We start from the raw sequence: 24663 nt of genomic DNA, 5'->3' as shown, positions 1-24663 counted from the left end.
GAATAGAAAAATGACATTTAATATTAATACTACCAGGGCACTGATCGCCCTTTCCTTTTGTTGTTACTTACCTCTGGTTGTCGCATCAGAAAGCATTCCAGCCGAACATGACGACACCAAAACGCCAGCAATCACGAATGCCGAACCTTCATATCGTTTTTATGGCGAGATGGGGGTGGGAGGTTATACGGCGCTGGAGGGGGATTATAAAGGAAAATACGAAGACGGCACTTATATTGAAGGTGGCGTGGAAGGTCAATATGGCCACTGGTTCGGGCTTATATACGGTGAGGGGTGGACAGTACAGGCAGACCACGATGGTAATGCCTGGGTGCCCGATCATGGCTGGGGTGGTTTTGAAGGAGGGATAAACCGCTTTTGGGGGGGTTATCGTACCGATGATAAAACCGAAATTATCCTGAGCCTGCATAACGACTCTTCCCTGGACGATCTGCAATATTGGGCAGATTTCACACCAGAGTTTGGTTATGAACTTCCCAATACCCGCGATATCGCCACGGCCGTCAAAGTACAAAACCTTAGCGGTGATTTCCGTTATAGCATCATCGCGACACCGGCTGGTCATACCGATGAAGATAAAGCGTGGCTGCATTTTGGTAAATACGATCGCTACTCCGATAAATATATCTACCCTGCAATGGCAAACGGCTATATCCAGTATGACTTTATGAAAGATGTCACCTGGATGGGCGGGACAGAAATTACCGATGGCACCGGCCAGCTTTTTGTCACCGGTATTCTTACGCCGAACTTCGGCGCACGTGTCTGGCACCATACCGGACGTGGTGAAGGGCTGGGTAATCCGGGAACGGAAACCGGCGCAATGGTCAGCGCCATGTATGAGGCGTTTAAAGGCTTTTATCTCTCTACAGCCTACAGCTACGCGCAACACAACCTGGATAACGATCCCGACACAACCACATCCTATGCGCAATTTGGCATCTGGTACGAATATGGCGGCGGTAAATTCGCCACGGCTTTTGATAGCCGATTCAACCTGGGTAACAGTACTGACGATTCAGATAACAAAATATTCCTGATGCAGTATTACTACTGGGGTCATTAATTTCTCTGTTTATTTTGCTAAATGTGAAAAGGAGCTTCGTCATTATGAAAAAAATATATTCGTTAACCCCGCTAGCCTGCGCGTTACTATTTAGCATGTCAGCGCATGCAGCAACCGCCACGGATTTTAAAGATGTTATCGATCGCCACGGCGCACCTGAATATATGCGTGATACCAATAACGACAGCCATCAGCGCTTTAATCCTTTCTTCGATCTGGGTTCATGGCATGGGCACTTGCTGCCAGACGGCCCAAATACCATGGGGGGCTTCCCCGGCGTCGCTCTGCTAACCGAAGAGTACATCAATTTTATGGCGACTAACTTTGATCGCCTGACGGTGTACCAGAGCGGTAAAAAAGTGGCCTTCGCGATGCAGGCGTACAGCATTCCGGGCGCACTGATACAAAAACTGACGGCCCCCGGCATCGAAGTTAACATGACCCTGCGTTTTGCGGATTCACACACCTCGCTGCTTGAAACCAGGATAACGAGTGATACTCCACTGGATCTGGTGTGGGATGGCGAGCTGCTGGAAAAAGTGGAGGCAAAAGACGGGAAGCCGACATCGACCAAAACCGTCGATGAAGAGTATCCGGATTATCAACGCAAAATCGTCGCCACCCGCGATGGCCTGAAAGTCACCTTCGGCAAAGTGCGTTCGACCTGGGATCTGCTTACCTCTGGCGAGTCAGAATATCAGGTGCATAAATCGCTGCCGATGAAGACGAAGGTCAGCGGTCATCGCTTCACCAGCAAGGCGCATATCAAAGGTTCAACCACGTTCTATACCACCTATTCACATCTGCTGACTTCACTGGAAGTCAGTAAAGAACAGGTGCAAATCCGCGATATTCTGGCGCGCCCGACTTCTTACATGCTCGCTTCCCAACAGCGCTGGGAAGCGTACCTCAAAAAAGGGTTGAACAATCCGGATGCGACAGCCGAGCAAACTCGCGTCGCAGTAAAAGCGATTGAAACCTTAACCGGTAACTGGCGTGTCCCGGAAGGCGCAGTAAAACACAATACCGTAACGCCGTCGGTGACGGCCCGTTGGTTCTCCGGTAACCAGACCTATGCCTGGGATAGCTGGAAAATTGCCTCGGCAATGGTGCACTTCAACCCAGAGATTGCAAAAGACAGCATTCGTGCGCTCTTTGACTGGCAAATACAGCCCAACGATCCCATACGGCCGCAGGATGCCGGTATGATCCTCGACCTGGTGACCTGGAATAAGATCCCGGAACGCGGCGGCGACGGCGGTAACTGGAATGAGCGCAACACCAAGCCCAGCCTGGCGGCATGGTCGGTGATGGAAGTTTACAACGTCACCAAAGATAAGGCCTGGCTCGAAGAGATGTACCCGAAACTGGTCGCGTACCACGACTGGTGGTTACGTAACCGCGATCACAATGGAAACGGTGTCCCTGAGTACGGCGCCACGCGGGATAAGGCTCACAACACCGATAGCGGCGAAATGCTCTTCACGGTGAAACAGGGCGACAAGGAAGAAACTCTCTCCGGGTTGAGTCACTACGCAACTGTCATCAGTAAGGGCCAGTATGACAGCCTGACGATCCCAGCACAGGAAGCCGCTGGCTGGGAATCTGGACGTGATGATGCCGCCGTATTTGGTTTTATCGATAAAGATCAGCTGGATAAGTACATTGCCAACGGGGGTAAACGCAGTGACTGGACGGTCAATTTTGCTGAAAACCGGGATAAAAATGGCAATCTGGTCGGTTACTCATTGCTTCAGGAGTCTGTCGATCAGACCAGCTACATGTACAGTGATAACCATTATCTGGCAGAGATGGCAACGATCCTCGGTAAACCAGAAGACGCGAAGCACTATCAGGCGTTAGCGAAGAAGCTGGCCGATTACATCAATACCTGTATGTTCGACCCGGCAACAAAATTCTATTATGACGTTCGTATTGAGGACCAACCGCTGGCGAACGGCTGCGCGGGTAAACCGATCGTCGAGCGTGGTAAAGGACCGGAAGGCTGGTCGCCGCTGTTTAACGGTGCGGCCACACAATCCCACGCGGATGCGGTAGTTAGCGTGATGCTCGATCCGAAAGAGTTCAACACATATGTCCCACTTGGCACCGCTGCACTGACCAATCCGGCCTTCGGCGCGGACATATACTGGCGCGGGCGCGTCTGGGTGGATCAGTTCTGGTTCGGGCTAAAAGGGATGGAGCGTTATGGCTATCGCGATGAAGCGCTAAAACTGGCCGATACTTTCTTCCAGCATGCCAAAGGGCTGACGGCAGAAGGTCCAATTCAGGAAAACTACAACCCGTTGACCGGCGCACAGCAGGGAGCACCTAACTTCTCCTGGAGCGCCGCACATCTCTACATGCTGTATAACGATTTTCTTAAAAAACAGTAATCAGTGGTATTTTGCCGGATGACGCTTCGCTTATCCGGCCGACAAAACCACATTTTCACAGGCCGGATAAGGTGCTGGCACCGACATCCGGCAAATTCGTTCTCTGGCCCCGCGCCTTTTTTGAATCCCATCACAATCACGACATTCCCCTTTTCCCTTTTGCGCGGCGACGGCTAAATTAGTAACTCATCCGACCACATAACAATAATTTTACATACTGGACACCTTTATGAGCTATCCGTCGCTGTTCGCCCCGCTCGATTTAGGCTTCACCCGGCTTAAAAACCGCGTGTTAATGGGTTCAATGCATACCGGGTTGGAAGAGTATCCCGATGGTGCAGAACGGCTGGCTGCGTTCTACGCCGAACGCGCGCGTCACGGCGTGGCTCTGATTGTGACCGGAGGTATCGCGCCAGCGTTATCCGGCGTGGGTATGGAAGGCGGCGCGATGCTGAACGACACCAGCCAGTTGGCGCACCACCGTATCATTACCGATGCAGTTCACGATGAAGGCGGGAAAATCGCCCTGCAAATCCTGCACACCGGCCGCTACAGCTATCAACCGCATCTGGTTGCGCCTTCCGCCATTCAGGCCCCTATTAACCGCTTTACGCCGCATGAATTGACGCACGATGAAGTGCTGCAACTGATTGAAGATTTCGCCCATTGTGCACAGCTGGCGCGGGAGGCAGGTTACGATGGCGTGGAAGTGATGGGTTCGGAAGGCTATCTGATCAACGAATTCCTGACTCTGCGCACCAACCAGCGTAATGATGAATGGGGCGGTGACTATGCCAACCGCATGCGTTTTGCCGTGGAAGTCGTACGGGCGGTGCGCCAGCGTGCCGGCAGTGACTTTATTATTATCTTCCGCCTGTCGATGCTCGACCTGGTGGAGCAAGGCGGAACCTTTGACGAAACCGTCCAGTTAGCACAGGCTATCGAAGCCGCAGGTGCCACAATTATTAACACCGGCATCGGCTGGCATGAAGCGCGTATCCCCACCATCGCCACACCGGTACCCCGGGGTGCGTTTAGCTGGGTAACGCGCAAGCTGAAAGGTCATGTGACGATCCCACTGGTCACCACTAACCGTATTAACGATCCGACCGTTGCGGATGACATTCTGGCACGCGGCGATGCCGATATGGTATCGATGGCCCGGCCGTTCCTGGCCGACGCTGAGTTGCTGTCAAAAGCGCAAACAGGACGATCCGATGAGATCAACACCTGTATTGGCTGCAACCAGGCTTGCCTGGATCAGATTTTCGTGGGAAACGTTACTTCCTGCCTGGTGAATCCACGCGCCTGTCATGAAACCAAAATGCCCATTGTTGCAGCTACTCACCTGAAGAATCTGGCCGTTGTGGGTGCGGGTCCTGCAGGTCTCGCTTTTGCCATTAACGCCGCCGCACGTGGTCACCACGTGACGCTGTTTGACGCGCATGGTGAGATTGGCGGGCAGTTTAATATCGCCAAGCAGATCCCCGGCAAAGAAGAATTCTATGAAACACTGCGCTACTACCGCCGGATGATCGACGTAACGGGTGTTACACTGAAACTCAATCAGTTTGTTAGCGCCCACGAACTGCAAGCCTTTGATGAAGTGATCCTCGCCAGCGGGATCGAACCGCGCATGCCGCCGATCGACGGTATTGAACACCCTAAAGTACTGAGCTATCTCGATGTCCTGCGTGATAAAACGCCGGTAGGGAAGCGCGTGGCGATCATTGGTTGCGGAGGGATCGGTTTTGATACCGCCATGTATCTGAGCCAGCCCGGCGATCCCACCAGCCAGAATATTGCCGAGTTCTGCGTGGAATGGGGAATCGACACCAGCCTGCAACAGCCCGGCGGTTTACGTCCGGAAGGGCCACATCTACCCCGCAGCCCACGCCAGATAGTAATGTTGCAGCGTAAAGCCAGTAAACCTGGGCAAGGTTTAGGTAAAACAACGGGATGGATCCACCGCGCTACCCTGCTTTCACGCGGCGTAAAAATGATCCCGGCGGTGAGCTATCAGAAGATCGATGATGACGGGTTACACGTGATGATCAACGGCGAGCTACAGATCCTGAATGTGGATCACGTGGTGATTTGCGCCGGCCAGGAGCCACGTCGGGAGCTGCTTGATCCACTGCATGCTGCGGGTAAAACAGTACATCTGATCGGGGGGTGTGATGTGGCGATGGAGCTGGATGCCCGACGTGCTATTGCACAAGGGACAAGGCTGGCATTGGAAATTTAACGTCACGTCTTTCGTAGGCCGGATAAGGCGGTCACGCCGCCATCCAGCAATATGTGCATGTGCTGATTTGCCTGATGGCGCTGCGCTTATCAGGCCTACGGGGTAGCTCATTGTAGGCCGGATAAGGCGTTAGCCGCATCCGGCACACGCGATTAACGACGACGACCCAACTTCACCGCTTTCAACACCACAAACTTATTGTTGGTGGCGATGGTCTCGCAGTTGCCGAAAATCTTCTTCAGCTTGTGGAAGTAGTCGAGGTGGCGGTTGGCCACGATGTACAGTTCACCGTTGATTTTCAGGCAGCGACGCGCGTGGTGGAACATCTCCCAGGCGATGTTATCGGTCAGCGCATGTTTCTGATGGAACGGCGGGTTACACAGCACAGCGTTAAAGCGGAAAGGCTCCACGCCAGACAGCGCGTTGTTGATCATAAATTCACAGCGATCCAACGCTTCAGGCATGTTGCTTTCGACGTTCAGGCGGCTTGATGCCACCGCCATCGGTGATTCATCCACAAACACCACGCTCGCTTGTGGGTTCTTCTCCAGCAACGTCAGGCCAATCACACCATTGCCACAACCGAGATCGACAATCTCCCCTTCCAGATTTTCCGGCAGGTGCTCAATAAAGAAACGTGCGCCAATATCCAGCCCGGTACGGGAGAAAACGTTGGCATGGTTATGGATAGTCCAGTCGGTGCCTTCCAGTTTCCAGCTCAGCGTCTGTGAGGCATCAGCCAGTTCTGGATTACTGAAGGTGCAGTTAATCAGACGGGCTTTTTTCCACGCCAGCGTGGTAGTGGTTGGGCCTAGCACCTTTTCAAACAACTCAAGCGTTGAGGTATGAATATCACGCGCCTTCGCCCCCGCAATGATGCGCGTTTGCGGCGTGACAACCTGACGCAACGCACGGAGCTGTTGTTCCAGCAGCGCCATCGTTTTGGGAATTTTAATCAGCACAATGCCTGGTGCCTGCGGGTATTCAGCGGTGCTGTCGAGAAACTTGACGCTGGATTCCGCGATATCGTTATGGCGCAGGTTTTCACGCGTCCCCAGCTCGCTTAAATAAGAGTCGCCAATGCTGTATGGTGTATGTTCCGCCAGTGCACAGCCCAGCGCGCCGAAAGTATCATTCAGGAGAAGCACCGGGCCGCTAATCTCGGTATCGTCCAGCTGTTGCAACAGATATTCATCTGCAGCTTCCCACGCCAGCAGCGGGTTAACGTCATCCGTTTCCGGGAAACGTTTAAGTGACAGCGAACGGAAACCGTTGTCTATGTGGCTCATCGGCCCTCCTGAGTGGTAAAATTTCGGCGTATCCCTGAAAAGGGTGCGTGAGTATACACTTTTATGATTTGCGTGGACATGAATGAACCAACTAACTTACCTCCAGGGCTACCCGGAGAATTTACTTTCCCAGGTTCGTACGCTGATTGCTGAACAGCGTCTGGGGGCGGTGCTGGAAAAGCGTTATCCCGGTACACATGACTTCGCAACTGACAAAGCGCTCTGGCAATATACCCAGGATCTGAAAAATCAGTTCCTGAGAAACGCCCCGCCGCTGAATAAAGTCATGTATGACAGTAAGATACACGTGCTGAAAAATGCGCTGGGGCTGCATACTGCCGTCTCCCGCGTGCAGGGTGGCAAACTCAAAGCCAAAGCGGAGATCCGCGTCGCTACCGTGTTCCGTTCTGCGCCTGAACCTTTTTTACGCATGATCGTCGTGCATGAACTGGCACATCTGAAAGAAAAAGAGCACGACAAAGCGTTTTATCAGTTGTGCTGCCATATGGAGCCGCAGTACCACCAGTTGGAGTTTGATACCCGCCTGTGGCTCACGCAACAATCGCTGAAGCAAACTGCGTAGTCGCGCACTGGCTTTGTCTTCAGGGCATGCTAAATTGACGCAAGGATCCCTTTTCGCAGCCTGAAGGCATTTATGATACGTTTCGCAGTGATTGGCACAAACTGGATCACCCGCCAGTTTGTGGATGCCGCCCATGAAACCGGCAAATATAAGTTAACCGCAGTGTATTCCCGTAGCCTTGAACAGGCACAGACCTTCGCCAATGATTATCCCGTCGAGCATCTGTTTACCTCGCTGGAGGCAATGGCGCAAAGCGACGCAATTGATGCCGTTTACATTGCCAGCCCGAACTCTCTGCACTTCCCGCAGACAACGCTGTTTCTACAGCACAAAAAGCATGTCATTTGCGAGAAACCGCTGGCCTCAAATCTGGCACAAGCCGAAGCTGCTATCGCCTGCGCGCGTGAAAATCAGGTCGTGCTGTTTGAAGCGTTTAAGACCGCCAGCCTGCCTAATTTCCTGCTATTACAGCAATCACTACCTAAAATTGGGCGAGTCAGGAAAGCGCTGATCAATTACTGCCAGTATTCTTCACGTTATCAGCGTTATCTGGACGGTGAAAATCCCAATACGTTTAATCCGGCGTTTTCTAACGGTTCGATTATGGATATCGGCTTTTACTGTCTGGCCGCTGCGGTTGCGCTCTGGGGTGAACCACTGAGCGTTCAGGCAAGTGCCAGCCTGCTGGAAAGCGGCGTCGATGCCCACGGCGTAGTCGTACTCAATTACGGTGATTTTAGCGTCACGTTGCAGCACTCGAAAGTCAGTGATTCCGTACTGGCCAGCGAAATTCAGGGCGAATCAGGAGCGCTGGTTGTCGAGAAAATTTCCGAGTGTCAGAAAGTGTGCTTTATTCCGCGCGGTGGCAAAACACAGGATCTTACGGTGCCTCAGCACATCAATACTATGCTTTATGAGGCAGAGGCTTTTGCTCATCTGGTTGACTCCGGCGAAGTGGATCATCCAGCACTGAACGTCAGTCGTATTACCGCCAAACTGCAAACGGAGATTCGCCGCCAGACCGGTGTTATTTTCCCCGCAGATGATGCTCAGATACCGCTGACTGCGTAAAAGTGTGTAAAACGAATGTTGCAGGCCATTGACTGAAGGCATGGCCTGTAATATTTTGTAACCCGCAAAGGGGAGTAACTTCGTTGTCGGTTGATCGTCATTACGATGTGTGAAAAACCACATCCGGTCACCGGGCGATAACAAAGGAATACGCTGTCGTATTCCTTTGTTGTTGTAAGTGAGACCTTGCCGAATGGCAAGGTCTATGCATAAAAAGCAGCGGCTAACGTCATTCGGCGTTGGCCGTTTTTTTATGCATGGGGAAATAAAATGAATACTGTTGGCACACCGTTGTTATGGGGTGGCTTCGCTGTCGTGGTGGTCATTATGCTGGCCATCGATCTGCTGCTACAGGGTCGTCGTGGCGCACATACGATGTCGATGAAGCAGGCAGCGGCCTGGTCAATCGTCTGGGTAACGTTGTCGTTGCTGTTTAACGCGGCATTCTGGTGGTACCTGGCTGAGACTCAGGGCCGTGCCGTTGCCGACCCGCAGGCGCTGGCGTTCCTGACCGGCTATCTGATCGAGAAATCGCTGGCGGTAGATAACGTCTTTGTCTGGTTGATGCTGTTCAGTTACTTCTCCGTACCTGCAGCACTGCAACGTCGGGTACTGGTGTATGGCGTACTGGGCGCGATTGTATTACGTACGATCATGATCTTCACGGGCAGTTGGCTTATCGCCCAGTTCGAATGGCTGCTGTACGTGTTCGGCGCATTCCTGCTGTTTACCGGCGTGAAGATGGCGCTGGCGAAAGAAGACGCTTCCGGTATTGGCGACAAACCGTTAGTGCGTTGGCTGCGCGGCCATTTACGTATGACCGATACCATTGAAGACGAAAAATTCTTCGTGCGTAAAAACGGTCTGCTGTTTGCAACGCCGCTGATGCTGGTATTGATCCTGGTTGAACTGAGCGATGTGATTTTTGCCGTCGACAGTATTCCGGCAATCTTTGCCGTCACCACCGACCCGTTCATCGTACTGACCTCTAACCTGTTCGCTATCCTGGGTCTGCGTGCGATGTATTTCCTGTTGGCAGGTGTGGCGGAGCGTTTCTCGATGCTGAAATATGGTTTGTCGATAATCCTGGTGTTTATCGGTATCAAGATGCTGATCGTCGATTTCTACCATATCCCGATCGCTATCTCGTTAGGTGTGGTCTTCGGTATTCTGTTTGTGACGCTGGTTGTGAATGCGTGGGTCAACCACCAGCACGATAAAAAGCAGCAAATACAGTAACTTTTACTTAGCTAGTTGATAAAGCCCGACCGCACATTGCGTGCGTCGGGCTTTTTGCTGGACATGTCAAAACAATGTTAATTTAAAGTTATAAAATATGATCTGAGCGCGGAAACCAGGATATTTATCTTCCCGAACCGGCATCTTTCCTTATACTCAGCCATGCAAACACTTTGTTACATCCAGAAAGATGCGTCATGAGAACGCACAACGGGTGAACAACAACACAATCAAAGGATGACTACATGACTACGCTACGTTCATCGGGGCTGATCTCGCGTTTGGCGCAAGGGAGCCTGGTTAAACAAATTTTGGTCGGTTTGGTACTGGGGATTCTGCTGGCACTGGTTTCAAAACCTGCGGCAGAAGCCGTCGGCCTGCTGGGGACACTGTTCGTCGGCGCATTAAAAGCCGTCGCCCCAATCCTCGTGCTGATGCTGGTAATGGCCTCTATCGCCAACCACCAGCACGGGCAAAAAACCAATATCCGCCCCATTCTGTTCCTTTACCTGCTGGGAACATTTTCAGCGGCATTAGCCGCCGTGGTGTTCAGCTTTGCCTTCCCTTCGACGCTGCATCTTTCCAGCAGTGCCAACGATATCGTGCCGCCATCCGGTATTATTGAGGTGATGCGCAGCCTGCTGATGAGCATGGTTTCTAACCCCATTGATGCGCTGCTGAATGCTAACTATATCGGTATTCTGGTATGGGCAGTCGGCCTTGGCTTTGCGCTACGCCATGGTAATGAGACGACCAAGAATCTGGTCAATGATATGTCCGATGCCGTCACGTTTATGGTGAGACTGGTTATCCGCTTTGCACCGATAGGTATCTTCGGCCTGGTCTCTTCCACACTGGCGACGACGGGTTTTGCCACCCTCTGGGGCTACGCCCAACTGCTGGCCGTACTGGTTGGCTGTATGCTGCTGGTTGCGTTGGTGGTCAACCCGCTGCTGGTGTTCTGGAAAATTCGCCGTAACCCGTACCCACTGGTATTGGCATGCCTGCGCGAAAGCGGCGTGTACGCCTTCTTTACCCGCAGCTCTGCAGCCAATATTCCGGTGAATATGGCGCTGTGTGAGAAGCTGAACCTGGACCGTGACACCTACTCTGTATCCATCCCGCTGGGCGCTACCATCAATATGGCAGGCGCGGCGATTACCATCACGGTTCTGACGCTGGCGGCGGTGAATACGCTGGGTATTCCAGTCGATTTACCGACGGCACTGTTGCTGAGCGTGGTGGCATCGCTGTGTGCTTGCGGCGCATCGGGCGTCGCGGGGGGTTCTCTGCTGCTGATCCCACTGGCGTGCAACATGTTCGGTATCCCGAATGACATCGCCATGCAGGTGGTCGCCGTTGGCTTTATCATCGGCGTATTGCAGGATTCCTGTGAAACGGCGCTGAACTCTTCGACAGACGTCCTGTTTACCGCTGCAGCCTGCCAGGCAGAAGACGAGCGTCTGGAAAATAACGCCCTGCGCGGCTAATCACAACCCCTCCGTCATCGGGCGGAGGGGTTCTCTTCTTGAACGCTTTTTTCAATTTTGAATGGATCAATACCGCGTTTTTGCATGCGCCGGAAGCGAATAATGTTCAGGCCGTTCATCACCAGAAAGCTACCTTCGATCATCGTCCCGCCAATCGACCCTAACCAAAAATTATGGATAACCCAGCAGGCGGTTGCGCACCACATCACACAGCGCACGGTTAACCCTTTGCAACGAAACAGTGCCCAGGTACTGGCAAGCGTGCCGATAATAGGCAGTAGCTCCATCGCATGCTGCAATTTTGCCAAGCCAAGAACCAGCGTGAGGACAATAAAAACCGTCATGACCCACAGCTTGCGGGTATGCATTGAGACCAGGGTACGTACGGTATTAAGCTCAGCGCTCATTCCCGCGGGCCAGGCCCCCATCAGAAAGAAGTGTACGCCAATGGTGGCGCTATAGACGGCGAGCTGTAGCCGGAACCGGCGCTCGTCACGATTAAAAAAAGTGGTAATCCCGATCAGAAAGGCGATGACACCAACGCCCTGGGCCAGCCAATACGCGGTCATGCAGCAACTCCAACTCCATTTCGTAGGCCGGATAAGGCGTTTACGCCACCATCCGGCAACGGTTTAGGCCTGATGGCGCTACGCTTATCAGGCCTACGCGATCCGTAGGCCTGTACAATGACTACAACGTTACACCACTTTTAAAAATAGCCAGTTCACGGAAATCATTGCGTTCGTTGCAGGTCTGTTTACCGTTGGCAAACTCAACGATGGTATCTACAAATTCGTTCAGCAGTTGCGGCATCGCTTTACCGTGGATTAGCTGCCCGGCATCAAAATCGATCCAATGCTTTTTCTTCGCGGCCAGCTCGCTGTTGGTGGCAATTTTCACCGTCGGTACGAAACCGCCGTACGGCGTACCACGCCCGGTACTGAACAACACCATATGACAGCCTGCCCCCGCCAGCGCACTGGTCGCAACGGCGTCATTGCCCGGAGCACTTAACAGATTCAAACCTGGCGTTTTCAGACGTTCGCCGTAGCGCAGTACATCGACAACTTTGCTGGAACCCGCTTTCTGTGTGCATCCCAGCGATTTATCTTCCAGCGTGGTGATGCCACCCGCTTTGTTCCCCGGCGATGGATTCTCGTAGATCGGCTGGTCGTGAGCAATGAAGTATTGCTTGAAGTCATTGACCATGGTCACCAGCTTACCGAAGGTTTCTTCATCGCGGCAGTGGTCCATTAATAGCTGTTCGGCACCGAACATCTCCGGGACTTCAGTCAGCACGGTAGTCCCGCCGTTCGCGATCACGTAGTCAGAGAAACGCCCCAGCATCGGGTTAGCGGTGATCCCAGACAAGCCGTCAGATCCGCCACATTCCAGACCAAACTTCAGCTCGCCGAGTTTACCCGGCTCACGCTTATCGTTACGCATCACGTTGTACAGCTGATGGAGATGTTCGATCCCCGCTTCCACTTCGTCTTCCTGGTGCTGGCAGACCATAAAGTGAACGCGTTCTGGATCATACTCACCTAACGTTTCGCGAAAAGCATCAACCTGGTTGTTTTCACAACCGAGGCCAACCACCAGCACCGCCCCCGCATTCGGGTGACGCACCATGTTTTGCAGCATGGTGCGAGTGTTGATATGGTCGTCACCCAGTTGCGAACAGCCGTAGGTGTGGCTGAAAAGATGAACGCCGTCGATACCTTCGGCGTCGTGGGTCTCTTTCAGGAAACGGGTTTGCATCTGACGTGCCATCGCATTGACGCAGCCGACGGTCGGCAGGATCCACAGCTCGTTGCGCACCCCAACATCACCGTTCGCGCGGCGATAAATCTGCACGTCGCGATCGGCTGCCTGAGCAACTTCCGCCTGAAAATCCGGTTGGTAGCTATACGCGTCCAGATCGCTCAGATTCGTGCGCGTGTTGTGAGCATGAATGTGCTCACCCGCAGCGACATCAACCAGCGTATGGCCAATTGGCAAACCATATTTAACGACGTTTTCGCCTTGCGCAATATCGCGTAAAGCAAATTTATGGCCACGTGTTACCGCCTGGCGCAGGGTAATCGCCTGTCCATCAACGGTGACTTCGGTTCCTTCAGCCAAATCAGCAAGCGCAACCGCGACGTTATCCAGCGTGTGGATCTTGATGTATTGCATACCAACCCCGGGCCTTAGTTCAGTTCAATGGCGAAGTAATCGCGCGCATTGTTGAAGCAAATATTTCTGACCATTTCACCCAGCAGTTGAATATCTGCAGGTGCTTCACCCGCGGCAACCCAACGGCCAATCATCTGGCACAGGATGCGACGGAAATATTCATGGCGCGTGTATGACAGGAAGCTACGGCTATCAGTCAGCATACCCACAAAACGGCTCAGCAGACCGAGCTGCGCCAGTTGTGTCATCTGACGTTCCATCCCATCTTTCTGGTCGTTAAACCACCAGCCGGAGCCGAACTGCATTTTGCCCGGCATGCCTTCACCCTGGAAGTTACCGATCATGGTGCCCAGCACTTCGTTATCGCGCGGGTTCAGGCAGTACAGGATGGTTTTCGGCAGCAGGTTCTGTTCATTCTGCTTGCTTAGCAGTTTGGACAGTTCTTCAGCCATCGGACGGTCGTTAATGGAGTCGAAACCGACATCCGCGCCCAGCAGTTTGAACTGACGCAGGTTGTTATTACGCAATGCGCCAATGTGGTACTGCTGCACCCATTCGCGACGTGCGTATTCAGCGCCAAGGAATACCAGTACGGCAGTTTTGAACTGGGCAACTTCGTGCTCACTCAGGGTTTCACCCGCCAGACGACGCGCCAGGATGTTATCCAGTTCAGCTTCGTTAGACTCGGCAAACAACACCACATCCAGCGCATGGTCGGAGACTTTACAGCCGTGAGCCGCAAAGTGATCAAGACGTTTAGTTAGCGCGGTTTGCAGGTCGGTAAAGCGGCGGATCTCGGTGTCAGAAACTTCACCCAGTTTCGCCATGTAATCGGTAAAGGTCGCCAGTTCAATGTTAAAGGCTTTATCCGGACGCCAGCTTGGCAGCACTTTGATTGCAAAGGTGCTGTCTTTCGCGACCGCAGCGTGATGCTCCAGAGAGTCGATCGGATCATCGGTGGTGCCGACCATTTTTACATTCATCTGCTGCATGATTCCACGCGCGGAAAACTGATCCTGCGCCAGCAATTCGTTGCACTGATTCCAGATTTCATCGGCAGTTGCAGGAGACAACAGCTTACCTGTAATACCAAATGGGCGACGCAGTTCAAGATGCGTCCAGTGGTAGAGCGGGTTACCGATGGTGTGTGGAACCGTCGCGGCCCAGGCGTCAAACTTCTCGCGATCGGACGCATCACCGGTACACAAGCGTTCAGCGACACCGTTAGTGCGCATGGCGCGCCACTTGTAGTGATCACCCTTCAGCCAGATGTCATACAGGTTATTAAAACGGTAGTTATCAGCGATTTGTTGCGGCGGCAAATGGCAGTGGTAATCGAAGATAGGCTGGTCTTTGGCGTAATCATGATACAGACGGCGGGCAAATTCGGTATCCAGCAGGAAATCTTCAGTCATAAACGGGGTCATTATCGTCTTCCTCTCAGCGAGTGCGTCAGATTGCTTATGTTTTGATGTTGTCAAAGTTATCACACCAATTTCCATACACTGAAGATATTTTCGTGAGTTAGATCAACAAATGATGACAAAAAAATTACTCTCAAAGAGGTAAAACTCACGGCAAGCCGCGCCAGTACTGGCTTTGCTGAATCGAATTAATGACCACACGAAGATTCACACTTTTGTGATGGCACTCACCTTTTAAAGCTGTATGACAAGTTATCTTTTTGCCGTCGCGATACATAAGCCGACGGAATGCAAATTACCGATGGTCCACCATCGGATTGACCGGTACGGAAACCGAATTAGCACAATCATTGACATGGCAAAGTTCGGGGCAGTGCCGGTTTTTTTTCGGTCACGCCCTTCGTAAAAGAACATCCTCCGCCCTGGACTGGAAGATGACCGCTCGTTAGCGGACATAACAAAACGATGAGGTTTTACATGCGTAAAATTAAAGGGTTACGTTGGTACATGATCGCACTGGTGACGCTTGGCACCGTGCTGGGTTACCTGACACGTAACACTGTGGCGGCAGCTGCGCCAACGCTGATGGAAGAGTTACACATCTCCACTCAACAGTACTCCTATATCATCGCAGCGTATTCTGCTGCTTACACCGTAATGCAACCCGTTGCTGGCTACGTGCTGGATGTGCTCGGCACCAAAGTAGGCTACGCGATGTTCGCCGTTCTGTGGGCCGTCTTCTGTGGTGCCACGGCGCTGGCTGGTAGCTGGGGTGGACTGGCACTGGCACGAGGCGCAGTCGGTGCCGCAGAAGCCGCGATGATCCCTGCGGGTCTGAAAGCCAGTTCTGAATGGTTCCCGGCAAAAGAGCGTTCCATTGCTGTAGGTTACTTTAACGTTGGTTCTTCTATCGGCGCGATGATTGCTCCGCCGCTGGTCGTGTGGGCTATCGTCATGCACAGCTGGCAGATGGCGTTCATTATTTCTGGTGCTCTGAGCTTTATCTGGGCGATGTCCTGGCTTGTTTTCTATAAACACCCGCGCGACCAGAAAAAACTGTCTGACGAAGAGCGTGATTACATCCTTAACGGTCAGGAATCACAGCATAAAAACAGCACAGCGAAGAAAATGTCGCTTGGCCAGATCCTGCGTAACCGCCAGTTCTGGGGTATCGCGCTGCCACGTTTTCTGGCAGAGCCGGCCTGGGGTACATTCAACGCCTGGATCCCGCTGTTTATGTTTAAAGTCTACGGCTTTAACCTGAAAGAGATTGCGATGTTCGCGTGGATGCCAATGCTGTTTGCTGACCTGGGCTGTATCGTCGGGGGTTACTTACCGCCGCTGTTCCAGCGCTGGTTCGGCGTAAACCTGATCGTGTCCCGTAAAATGGTCGTCACCATGGGTGCACTGCTGATGATTGGCCCAGGGATGATTGGTCTGTTTACCAGCCCGTATATTGCTATCGCCCTGCTGTGCGTCGGTGGTTTTGCTCACCAGGCACTGTCTGGCGCGCTGATTACGCTCTCTTCTGACGTATTTGGCCGCAATGAAGTCGCGACCGCTAACGGCCTGACGGGGATGTCTGCCTGGCTGGCGAGTACCCTGTTTGCCCTGGTCGTTGGTGCCCTGGCTGATACCATCGGATTTAGCCCACTGTTCGCCGTACTGGCAGTATTCGACCTGCTCGGTGCGTTAGTCATCTGGACGGTACTGCAGAACAAGTCGGCAAGCGAGATTGATTCGGGCCCGCAAACCGGCTCTCCCGCTACGCAAAATTAACCTGACGCGAGTCGTCATAGGTATATAATGCAGAGCCGCCAGTTGACTGGCGGCTTTTTTGTCGGTGCGAGTAGAGCCGCCATCGCAAAAGTGGTATAACAAATATAGTCTGCCGTATCATGCCTGGAGTGCATATGGAAATCACTGAACCACGACGTTTGTACCAACAACTTGCTGCCGATCTAAAAGAACGCATCGAGCAAGGCGTCTATCTGGTGGGCGATAAACTTCCCGCCGAGCGCTTTATTGCCGATGAAAAGAATGTCAGCCGTACCGTGGTTCGTGAAGCGATTATCATGCTCGAGGTTGAAGGCTACGTTGAGGTGCGTAAAGGATCGGGTATCCACGTCATCTCTAACCAACCCAAACATTATGTTGCTCCCGACGAAGGTCTGGAATTCGCCAGCTACGGTCCTTTTGAATTGCTGCAAGCGCGTCAACTTATTGAGAGCAACATCGCCGAGTTTGCCGCCACTCAGGTGACCAAGCAGGACATCATGAAACTGATGGAAATCCAGGAGAAGTCGCGCAACGAAAAAAGCTTTCGTGACTCCGAATGGGACCTGCAGTTCCATGTTCAGGTCGCGCTAGCGACGCAAAACTCAGCTCTGGCCGCCATTGTTGAAAAAATGTGGACTCAGCGCGTTCATAACCCCTACTGGAAGAAATTGCATGATCACATTGATCTGCGCACGGTAGACAACTGGTGTGATGACCATGACCAGATCCTGCGGGCATTAATTCGCAAAGATCCGCATGCAGCCAAACTGGCGATGTGGCAGCACCTTGAGAACACGAAACAGATGCTGTTTAACGAAACCAGCGATGATTTCGAGTTCAACGCGGATCGTTACCTTTTCACAGAAAATCCGGTCGTTCATCTGGATACAGCTGCAAACAGCACAAAATAAACGTTCTGACTTTCACAGGCGCGGTAATAGCGCCTGTTTCTGACACTCGGTAAGCATTAGGTATAAAGTGTCAGCCTGTGTAAATCCTCTCGCCTCACTCCATTGCGATAAGCAAAATCAGAGTTCAACCACCGTAATTTATATAACGGACTACGTTGACCTTTGTTACAATTAAAAGCGTTTTGAATTTTTTATGTGTTAGTGCTTGCTTACTTCACAACTTAACAGGGAACAGTTCAGGCCGTGAATTTGTGCAGACCGCGATCCATGCAAAAAACACCAATAAAATCGCGGCATTACAAACTCAAGAACAACGGCGTGACCATAACCGATTCTCCAGGAATACTGAATGGAACTACTGACTCAATTACTGAATGCTTTATGGGCTCAGGATTTTGAAACTCTGGCCAATCCTTCCATGATTGGTATGCTGTATTTTGTACTGTTTACAATTTTGTTTCTGGAAAATGGGTTGCTACCAGCGGCCTTTTTACCTGGCGACAGTTTGCTGGTACTGGTCGGCGTACTTATTGCCAAAGGCGCAATGGGTTTTCCGCAAACGGTACTGCTACTCACCACCGCAGCCAGCCTCGGTTGTTGGCTCAGCTATATTCAGGGCCGATGGTTGGGTAATACCCGCACCGTGCAGAACTGGCTTTCTCATCTTCCGGCTCATTATCACCAACGCGCGCATCATCTTTTCCACAAACATGGCTTATCCGCGCTGTTGGTCGGTCGCTTCATTGCGTTTGTCAGAACATTACTGCCGACCATTGCCGGGCTGTCAGGCCTGAATAATGCGCGTTTTCAGTTCTTCAACTGGATGAGCGGTCTATTGTGGGTACTGATTTTGACAACGCTGGGCTATCTACTGGGCAAAACACCTGTTTTTCTTAAGTATGAAGATCAGCTCATGTCCTGCCTGATGCTGCTTCCTGTCGTATTACTGGTGGTTGGCCTTGCCGGTTCACTGGTTGTACTCTGGAAAAAGAAATACGGGAACCGAGGGTAAATTATGCTGAAATCACGCATAACGCTCCGACGACTGGCCTGGGCCACCTCCTTTATGCTGTTTTTGGGCGCGTTAATCCTGACCTGGTCGGTCATTCGCCAGCAGGAATCGACGCTTGCCATTCGCGCCATAAACCAGGGTGCCAGCATGCCAGACGGCTTCTCTATCTGGCATCATCTGGATGCCAACGGCATTCGTTTTAAAAGTATTACTCCGCAAAATGACGCGCTGCTGATCACCTTTGATTCCAGCGCGCAAAGCGCAGCCGCAAAAGCTGTACTGGACAGAACGTTGCCACACGGCTTCGTTATTGCTCAACAGGATGATGACAATCAGGCAGTGCAGTGGTTATCTCGTTTACGGGATACACCGCACCGCTTTGGTTAATCTCCAGGAATCTGAATTAGATCACTCACTTTGGTGATTTCACCGTTTAGTGCCTATGATTAATAAACTGAAGTTATGACCTACAGCTTTATTATTCTGGAGCATCGACCCAAAGCACCGGGTCGAATCACAATGGAAGGTTCAAGAATGAAATACCGCATCGCTTTGGCAATTAGTCTTTTCGCTCTCAGTGCCGGCAGCTACGCTAACTCCCTCTGTCAGGAAAAAGAACAAGATATTCAGCGGGAAATTAGTTATGCCGAAAAGCACAACAATCAGAGCCGCATCAATGGGTTGAACAAAGCGCTTAGTGAGGTTCGGGCAAACTGTACTGACAGCAAACTGCGCGCGAATCACCAGAAAAAAATCGCAGAGCAGAAAAATGAGATAGCCGAACGTCAGCGTGATTTAGCCGAAGCGAAGCAAAAAGGCGATGCGGATAAAATCGCAAAACGCGAACGTAAGCTTGCAGAGGCTCAAAAAGAGCTGAAGGAACTTGAGACCCGCGATTACTAAGTACGGTAACTACCCACTCACCTGGAGAAAACTATGTCGAAAGATAACGCTACGGAAAATCTGCGCGCTGAGCTGAAATCCCTTGCGGATACGCTCGAAGAAGTACTGAGCACCTCTGGCGATAAGTCGAAGGAAGAGATGAGTAAAATTCGCAGCAAAGCTGAACATGCGCTGCGCGAGAGCCGCCATCGCCTGAGCGAGACCAGCGATGTGATTGCTAAGCAAACCCGTGAAGCGGCCGCCAAAGCAGATAACTATGTGCGCGAAAACCCATGGACAGGCGTTGGTATTGGCGCTGCGGTCGGTGTGGTGCTTGGTGTACTGCTGTCGCGCCGCTAACAATGGCTGACTCTCAACACGCACAAGGTCCGGGCAAAAGCGTCCTGGGGATTGGACAACGGATCCTCACGATTCTCGTTGAGATCGTAGAGACCCGATTACGGCTGGCCGTCGTTGAGCTGGAAGAGGAAAAAGCTAACCTTGTCCAGATCGTGCTGATGCTGGGACTGACTATGCTCTTTGCGGCATTTGGGCTGATGAGCCTGATGGTGCTTATCATCTGGGCCATTGACCCTCAGTACCGCCTGAACGCGATGATTGCCACCACCGTTGTGCTGTTGCTTTTGGCGCTCGTTGGCGGGATATGGACATTACGTAAAGCCCGTAAATCAACACTCTTACGCCATACACGCCACGAACTTGCTAATGACAGGCAGGCCCTGGAGGATGATGTCTAGTGAGCAGTAAAGTCGAGCGCCAAAAACGTAAGGCACAACTGCTTGGTCAGATCCAGCAGCAACGGCTGGATCTGTCTGCCACCCGCCGCGACTGGCTGGAGGTTACAGACGTATACGATCGTGGCTGGAAAACGCTGCTGAACCTGCGCGCCTGGGTGCTGGTCGGCAGCAGTATTATGGCTGTACGGACCATTCGTAATCCTAATCTGCTGGTTCGCTGGGCTAAACGCGGCTTTAGCGTCTGGAGCGCATGGCGTCTGATTAAATCGACAATCAGACAGCAACAATTGCGCGGTTAACCCCTGCCGTATCCCCTATTTTGCGGGTTCCTCAAATTTTTTGAAAATTACTGACAGTTTTCCTTGCTAACAATTGTCATTCAGCACGTCTATGATTCTCTCCATCGACAGCAACGACGCGCTCTGCAGCGTTGATGCACAAAAGACAAAACAATCCGCCTGAGTGGTTTCCTGGAGAGTACGATGAAAAAATTAGAAGATGTTGGTGTACTGGTAGCGCGCATTCTGATGCCAATCCTGTTTATTACTGCAGGTTGGGGAAAGATCACCGGATATGCGGGTACCCAACAGTATATGGAAGCCATGGGCGTCCCTGGTTTTATGTTGCCGCTGGTTATTCTGCTTGAGTTCGGCGGCGGCCTGGCAATCCTGTTTGGTTTCCTGACCCGTACTACCGCGCTGTTCACCGCAGGCTTCACCCTGCTGACCGCGTTCATCTTCCACAGCAACTTTGCGGAAGGGATGAACTCTCTGATGTTCATGAAAAACCTGACCATCGCAGGCGGTTTCCTGCTGCTGGCCATCACGGGTCCAGGCGCATTCAGTATCGACCGCGTACTGAATAAAAAGTGGTAATCAAACTATACCCGTCATTCTTCAAGTTGCAGGTGTGTTGGCTACACTCAGAAACCCCAGTCACATAGTTATCTATGCTCCTGGGGAATGTCTTCCCTTGCCGCCTTCCTGCAACTCGAATTATGTAGGGTATATACTTATTAAAAGACGAGGGGATTAACTCCTCGTTTTGCTATTCGGGAGAGAGATAATGGGACAACTGATTGACGGCGTCTGGCATGACACCTGGTATGATACCAAATCAACCGGCGGAAAATTCCAACGCTCCGCATCGGCTTTCCGTAACTGGCTTACCGCTGATGGCGCGCCAGGCCCAACTGGCGAAGGTGGTTTTGCCGCCGAAAAAGACCGCTATCATCTGTATGTTTCTCTGGCCTGCCCGTGGGCGCATCGCACGCTGATTATGCGTAAACTCAAAGGTCTGGAACCCTTCATTTCCGTTTCCGTAGTGAATCCGCTGATGCTGGAAAACGGCTGGACGTTTGATAACAACTTTCCGGCAGCAACAGGTGATACGCTTTATCAGCACGAGTTTCTCTATCAACTGTATTTACACGCCGATCCGCACTACAGCGGCCGGGTAACGGTTCCGGTGCTGTGGGATAAAAAAAATCACACCATCGTCAGCAACGAATCGGCAGAAATTATCCGCATGTTTAACACCGCGTTTGATGCGCTGGGCGCAAAAGCCGGGGATTACTATCCACCAGCCCTGCAAAGCAAAATTGACGATCTGAACAGTTGGATTTATGACAACGTCAATAATGGCGTTTATAAAGCTGGTTTTGCTACCAGCCAGGAAGCGTATGACAGCGCAGTCGAAAAAGTCTTTGAATCACTGGCGCGGCTGGAACAGATTCTCGGTCAGCATCGCTACCTGACTGGCGACCAGTTAACAGAGGCTGACATTCGCCTATGGACTACGCTGGTACGTTTTGATCCGGTGTATGTCACCCACTTCAAATGCGACAAGCATCGGATCAGTGACTATCTGAATCTGTACGGTTTTCTGCGTGATATCTACCAGATGCCAGGCATTGCAGACACCGTCAATTTCGATCACATCCGCACTCACTATTTCCGCAGCCACAAGACCATTAACCCGACGGGTATTATTTCTATCGGTCCGTGGCAGGATCTCAACGAGCCTCACGGGCGCGACGAGCGTTTCGCGTGATTTACACGGGCCCCCTTTTGGAACCAAATAATTAATACCGTAAATATTTACCATCATTTCATTCGCAGCTATTCTTATTTTGATTGCTTTAAAAACAAGTAATTGAACGCAGAACGAGGCGAAAATGGATTGGTATTTAAACGTATTAAAGAACTACTTTGGTTTTGGTGGTCGTGCACGGCGCAAAGAGTACTGGATGTTTATTTTGGTCAACATCATCTTTACGTTCGTGCTGAGCGTGTTAGACAGGATGTTTGGCTGGCAACGTGCCGGGGGAGAAGGCGTATTAACAACGATTTATGCAATTCTGGTTTTTATACCGTGGTGGGCTGTTCAGTTTCGGCGTTTGCATGACACCGACCGTTCGGCATGGTGGCTGTTAGTATTACTGATCCCCATCATTGGCTGGTTGGTCATCATCCTTTTCAACTGCCAAAACGGCACGCCAGGTAGCAACCGCTTCGGCACTGACCCTAAACAGCTGTCCTGACGTCATACATCCTTTTGTAGGCCGGATAAGGTGCAATTGCACCGCATCCGGCGTAACAGTCAGGCTATTTACCCGCAAACAGTTTCGGGATTTCCCGCAAACACCAGGACTTCGCTTCGCCCATACTGTCCCGACGCCAGGCCATAATGATATCTATTTCATTTGTCGATTCCGGGCTAACCACACGCAGCCGGCCTGCGGCAATATCCTCTTCGACCAACGGATACGGCATGGTCGCTACACCCAGCCCGGCTAACAGCGCTTGACGCTTATCTTCAATAGTACTGACCGTCAGACGCGGTTGTTTATCGAGAAGCTGAACGGTCAGCACCGGGCGTTCACGGGCAGTATCCGCCACCGCTATGCCCCGATATTTCACACGAGTGACTTCTGACAACGGTTCCGGCTCCTGGTGGATCGGGTGATCCGGTGCCGCCACATAGACGTTCATCAGCGAGTACAGTTTGCGCGAGTTAATTTCTGATGATGAGCGGAAATGCATATCCGGCGCGATCACGATGTCCGCTCTGCCCTGCTCCAGACGCTCCCACGCCCCGGCCAACACTTCAGTGATGACGGAAAGCTGCGTGTTCGCCTTTCCGGCAAGGCGGTCGATAAGCGGGAAGAATGCCGCCGTTGGCACCAACGCTTCGGTGACAATCGTCAGATGCGTTTCCCAACCACGGGCCAGCGCTTCAGCATCGGTCGTCAGCTTATCCGCAGCCTCCAGCAACACGCGGCCACGTTCAAGCAGCATACGCCCGACGTTGGTAAATTTTGTGCGGTGACCAGAGCGGTCAAACAGCACAACATCCAGCTCTTCTTCCAGTTTCTGCATGGTGTAGCTGAGGGCGGAAGGTACGCGTCCCAGTTCATCTGCCGCGGCGGCAAAGCTGCCGCGCCTGTCTATTGCGTCCATGACGCGTAACGCTTCAAGCGTTAAAGCCCGTTCTTTGGCCATTTCGTTCTCATTCAGGAAATTTGAACATACCGGGCAGAATATCTGGCTAACAATGCAGCGTCTAGCCATTTAACATAAAAGGAAGTAAAGAGAGGTCAAGAACTATGATTACTACCCGTACAGCCAAACAATGCGGGCAAGCAGACTACGGCTGGCTGCAGGCCCGTTATACCTTCTCCTTTGGACACTATTTTGATCCTAAACTGCTGGGTTATGCCTCGCTGCGTGTTCTGAACCAGGAAGTTCTGGCACCGGGGGCCTCTTTCCAGCCTCGTACCTATCCAAAGGTTGATATCGTCAATCTGATCCTCGAAGGGGAAGCAGAGTATCGCGACAGCGAAGGTAACCATATTCAGGCCAAAGCCGGAGAGGTGTTACTGCTCGCTACGCAACCTGGGATCAGCTACAGCGAACACAATATCAGCAAAGATAAACCCCTGACCAGAATGCAGCTATGGCTGGACGCCTGCCCGCAGCGAGAAAATTCCTGCGTGCAAAAAGCGACGCTGAATGCCGGCAAGCATCAACTGCTTGCTTCACCTGACGGTGAGCAGGGCAGCCTGCATCTTCGCCAGCAGGTCTGGGTACATCATGTTGAGCTGCAAAAAGGTGAATCACTGAGTTTTCAATTGCATGGGCATCGCGCGTATTTGCAGTCGATCCATGGCACGTTCCACGCGGTCACTTCAGGTGCTGAAAAAGAGGCGCTTACCTGCGGTGATGGCGCATTTATTCGTGATGAAACTAACATAACGTTAGTTGCCGACACCCCATTGCGCGCTTTGCTGATAGATTTGCCCGTATAGTCATTAG

At 52.0% G+C, this 24663-nt stretch carries 24 protein-coding genes; 19 read left to right on the top strand and 5 right to left on the bottom strand.

The window, feature by feature from the left end:
- The first annotated feature begins 10 nt into the window (after window positions 1-10).
- The 3 genes from ygjJ to NNO03_RS05945 all read left to right on the top strand — a co-directional run bounded on the left by ygjJ (window position 11) and on the right by NNO03_RS05945 (window position 5731).
- The gene (gene ygjJ, locus NNO03_RS05955; protein WP_271449063.1) at window positions 11-1087 is read left to right on the top strand and encodes a protein YgjJ; all 1077 of its coding nucleotides are present in this window, start codon (window positions 11-13) and stop codon (window positions 1085-1087) included.
- A gap of 44 nt (window positions 1088-1131) precedes the next feature.
- On the top strand, window positions 1132-3483 hold the full coding sequence (ygjK, locus tag NNO03_RS05950) for an alpha-glucosidase (protein ID WP_271449060.1): 2352 nt from the start codon (window positions 1132-1134) through the stop codon (window positions 3481-3483).
- A 229-nt stretch (window positions 3484-3712) separates the two neighbouring features.
- Window positions 3713-5731 carry an NADPH-dependent 2,4-dienoyl-CoA reductase gene (locus NNO03_RS05945; RefSeq protein ID WP_271449059.1) on the top strand — a complete coding sequence of 673 codons (2019 nt, stop codon included), beginning with the start codon at window positions 3713-3715 and terminating at the stop codon, window positions 5729-5731.
- Between the two features lie 152 nt (window positions 5732-5883).
- Here the strand turns inward: NNO03_RS05945 and rlmG are convergent, their stop codons facing one another.
- Window positions 5884-7020 carry a 23S rRNA (guanine(1835)-N(2))-methyltransferase RlmG gene (rlmG, locus tag NNO03_RS05940; RefSeq protein WP_271442092.1) on the bottom strand — a complete coding sequence of 379 codons (1137 nt, stop codon included), beginning with the start codon at window positions 7018-7020 and terminating at the stop codon, window positions 5884-5886.
- Between the two features lie 82 nt (window positions 7021-7102).
- Here rlmG and NNO03_RS05935 point away from each other — a divergent pair, with 82 nt between their 5' ends.
- The 4 genes from NNO03_RS05935 to sstT all read left to right on the top strand — a co-directional run bounded on the left by NNO03_RS05935 (window position 7103) and on the right by sstT (window position 11403).
- Window positions 7103-7603 carry a M48 family metallopeptidase gene (locus tag NNO03_RS05935; protein ID WP_271442091.1) on the top strand — a complete coding sequence of 167 codons (501 nt, stop codon included), beginning with the start codon at window positions 7103-7105 and terminating at the stop codon, window positions 7601-7603.
- Window positions 7604-7675: 72 nt separating this feature from the next.
- The gene (locus tag NNO03_RS05930) at window positions 7676-8674 is read left to right on the top strand and encodes a Gfo/Idh/MocA family protein (protein WP_271449058.1); all 999 of its coding nucleotides are present in this window, start codon (window positions 7676-7678) and stop codon (window positions 8672-8674) included.
- A gap of 270 nt (window positions 8675-8944) precedes the next feature.
- Entirely contained in the window at window positions 8945-9913 is a 969-nt protein-coding gene (locus tag NNO03_RS05925; protein WP_137382507.1) for a TerC family protein, read from the top strand.
- 245 nt (window positions 9914-10158) lie between these two features.
- Window positions 10159-11403 carry a serine/threonine transporter SstT gene (sstT, locus tag NNO03_RS05920; protein WP_271449057.1) on the top strand — a complete coding sequence of 415 codons (1245 nt, stop codon included), beginning with the start codon at window positions 10159-10161 and terminating at the stop codon, window positions 11401-11403.
- 14 nt (window positions 11404-11417) lie between these two features.
- On the opposite strand, the gene NNO03_RS05915 is transcribed toward sstT, so the two are convergent.
- The 3 genes from NNO03_RS05915 to uxaC all read right to left on the bottom strand — a co-directional run bounded on the left by NNO03_RS05915 (window position 11418) and on the right by uxaC (window position 15008).
- Window positions 11418-11972 carry a YgjV family protein gene (locus tag NNO03_RS05915; RefSeq protein WP_271442087.1) on the bottom strand — a complete coding sequence of 185 codons (555 nt, stop codon included), beginning with the start codon at window positions 11970-11972 and terminating at the stop codon, window positions 11418-11420.
- A gap of 121 nt (window positions 11973-12093) precedes the next feature.
- Window positions 12094-13581, bottom strand: a complete 1488-nt coding sequence (locus NNO03_RS05910; protein WP_271449056.1) for a UxaA family hydrolase — start codon at window positions 13579-13581, stop codon at window positions 12094-12096.
- Window positions 13582-13595: 14 nt separating this feature from the next.
- The gene (uxaC, locus tag NNO03_RS05905; RefSeq protein WP_271449055.1) at window positions 13596-15008 is read right to left on the bottom strand and encodes a glucuronate isomerase; all 1413 of its coding nucleotides are present in this window, start codon (window positions 15006-15008) and stop codon (window positions 13596-13598) included.
- Between the two features lie 474 nt (window positions 15009-15482).
- On the opposite strand from uxaC, the gene exuT reads away from it, so the two are divergent.
- From exuT to NNO03_RS05850, 11 genes are all read left to right on the top strand, one after another.
- On the top strand, window positions 15483-16784 hold the full coding sequence (exuT, locus tag NNO03_RS05900) for a hexuronate transporter ExuT (protein WP_271449054.1): 1302 nt from the start codon (window positions 15483-15485) through the stop codon (window positions 16782-16784).
- A 134-nt stretch (window positions 16785-16918) separates the two neighbouring features.
- Window positions 16919-17695, top strand: a complete 777-nt coding sequence (gene exuR, locus NNO03_RS05895) for a transcriptional regulator ExuR (RefSeq protein WP_005131459.1) — start codon at window positions 16919-16921, stop codon at window positions 17693-17695.
- 349 nt (window positions 17696-18044) lie between these two features.
- Window positions 18045-18707, top strand: a complete 663-nt coding sequence (yqjA, locus tag NNO03_RS05890) for a DedA family general envelope maintenance protein YqjA (protein WP_005131462.1) — start codon at window positions 18045-18047, stop codon at window positions 18705-18707.
- Window positions 18708-18710: 3 nt separating this feature from the next.
- Complete coding sequence (mzrA, locus tag NNO03_RS05885; RefSeq protein ID WP_271449053.1) at window positions 18711-19094, top strand: EnvZ/OmpR regulon moderator MzrA; 384 nt, start codon at window positions 18711-18713, stop codon at window positions 19092-19094.
- A gap of 147 nt (window positions 19095-19241) precedes the next feature.
- Window positions 19242-19610 (top strand): DUF1090 domain-containing protein, encoded by a 369-nt coding sequence (locus tag NNO03_RS05880; protein ID WP_271442084.1) that lies wholly within the window; start codon window positions 19242-19244, stop codon window positions 19608-19610.
- Window positions 19611-19643: 33 nt separating this feature from the next.
- Window positions 19644-19949, top strand: a complete 306-nt coding sequence (locus NNO03_RS05875) for a YqjD family protein (RefSeq protein ID WP_271449052.1) — start codon at window positions 19644-19646, stop codon at window positions 19947-19949.
- 2 nt (window positions 19950-19951) lie between these two features.
- Window positions 19952-20347 carry a phage holin family protein gene (locus NNO03_RS05870; RefSeq protein ID WP_271442083.1) on the top strand — a complete coding sequence of 132 codons (396 nt, stop codon included), beginning with the start codon at window positions 19952-19954 and terminating at the stop codon, window positions 20345-20347.
- Window positions 20347-20646, top strand: coding sequence for a YqjK-like family protein (locus NNO03_RS05865; protein ID WP_271442082.1), 300 nt, complete (start codon window positions 20347-20349; stop codon window positions 20644-20646). The genes NNO03_RS05870 and NNO03_RS05865 overlap by 1 nt, the downstream gene beginning before the upstream one ends.
- 183 nt (window positions 20647-20829) lie before the next feature.
- A complete protein-coding gene (locus NNO03_RS05860) occupies window positions 20830-21222 on the top strand; it encodes a DoxX family protein (protein ID WP_137382498.1) in 393 nt (130 codons plus the stop codon).
- A 190-nt stretch (window positions 21223-21412) separates the two neighbouring features.
- Window positions 21413-22399 (top strand): glutathionyl-hydroquinone reductase YqjG, encoded by a 987-nt coding sequence (gene yqjG / locus NNO03_RS05855; protein ID WP_271449051.1) that lies wholly within the window; start codon window positions 21413-21415, stop codon window positions 22397-22399.
- Between the two features lie 124 nt (window positions 22400-22523).
- Window positions 22524-22889 carry a DUF805 domain-containing protein gene (locus tag NNO03_RS05850; protein WP_271442080.1) on the top strand — a complete coding sequence of 122 codons (366 nt, stop codon included), beginning with the start codon at window positions 22524-22526 and terminating at the stop codon, window positions 22887-22889.
- Between the two features lie 64 nt (window positions 22890-22953).
- Here NNO03_RS05850 and yhaJ read toward each other — a convergent pair whose 3' ends face one another.
- Complete coding sequence (gene yhaJ, locus NNO03_RS05845; RefSeq protein ID WP_271442079.1) at window positions 22954-23850, bottom strand: DNA-binding transcriptional regulator YhaJ; 897 nt, start codon at window positions 23848-23850, stop codon at window positions 22954-22956.
- 104 nt (window positions 23851-23954) lie between these two features.
- Here yhaJ and NNO03_RS05840 point away from each other — a divergent pair, with 104 nt between their 5' ends.
- Window positions 23955-24656 (top strand): pirin family protein, encoded by a 702-nt coding sequence (locus NNO03_RS05840; RefSeq protein ID WP_271442078.1) that lies wholly within the window; start codon window positions 23955-23957, stop codon window positions 24654-24656.
- Window positions 24657-24663: the final 7 nt, after the last annotated feature.

Origin of the sequence: Citrobacter sp. Igbk 16 (assembly GCF_028069755.1) — a bacterium.
Taxonomy (GTDB): Bacteria; Pseudomonadota; Gammaproteobacteria; order Enterobacterales; family Enterobacteriaceae; genus Citrobacter.
The sequence above is the reverse complement of the archived record's forward strand: the minus strand, read 5'-3'. Positions and strand labels throughout refer to the sequence as shown.